General features: G+C 56.8%; 1 protein-coding gene. It reads left to right on the top strand.

Annotation, left to right across the window (positions count from 1 at the left end):
* The coding region (locus QVO51_RS10365) for a hypothetical protein (protein ID WP_288168186.1) at nucleotides 1-701 on the top strand (701 nt) is incomplete at its 5' end.
* Between the last annotated feature and the right edge of the window lie 132 nt (nucleotides 702-833).

Raw genomic sequence — 833 nt, 5'->3', positions numbered from 1 at the left:
AGCCTGCCCCTCAGCCTCAGGTCAAGGCACCGGTGCTGGAGGAAAGTACCTATACGCCGCCGGTCAAGGAGAAGCATGCGCCACAGGTTTCCGCTGCTGCTGCCGCATCCCTGCTGGAGGAGCCTGCCCCGGAGCCGGAGCGGAAGGTGTCCCGGTTCAATGAAGCGGATCTGGAGGCGGCAAAGGCAAACGCCCAGAAGCGTGCCATTGAGCAGTCCCTGAACATGACCACCAATGTGGACAAGGCGGAAAGCCGCCGGTTGATGAACGAGCTGCGGATGGAACGGGAAGCGGAGCTTGCCAAGAAGGGCTTTACGGTCGTGATCGTTCTGATGATCCTGGGACTGCTGGCAGCGGCTGCCCTGTATTTCTTCTCCGTCCGGGAATTCCAGGACAGTATGGACAACGGCTTTTACAGCGGTGTCACCAAGGTGATGAATTACACCAGCTTCGGGCTGGGGGTCGTGTCCGTTCTGCTGATCCTGCGGGTGGGCTTTGTGAAAAAGCTGGGCTCCTTCCTGTTCGGATTGATGACGGCGCTGCTGCTGTTCCCGGGTCTGCCCATGCTGATGCAGAAAAAAGAGGAGGGCATGGCGCTGACCGCTGTAGGATACGGCGCTGCCTTGATTTTGTGCTTTGCGATCTGCTTTATCTTAAGCACCAGTGAACCTGTGAATATGTTTTATAAGCGCAAGGAGTAATAAATTTAACGGACGGTATCCTGCCGTCCGTTTTTTGTAGGGGGAATGGGCATGCTATATCTGCGGTGGCTTCGTGTGGAGGAAAATAATCACTCCGGGCAGCATCGTGCCGCCTATGACGTCCTGGCATGG

This window comes from Ruminococcus sp. CAG:379, assembly GCF_000434255.1.
Lineage (GTDB): Bacteria > Bacillota > Clostridia > Oscillospirales > Ruminococcaceae > Ruminococcus_F > Ruminococcus_F champanellensis.
The sequence above is the reverse complement of the archived record's forward strand: the minus strand, read 5'-3'. Positions and strand labels throughout refer to the sequence as shown.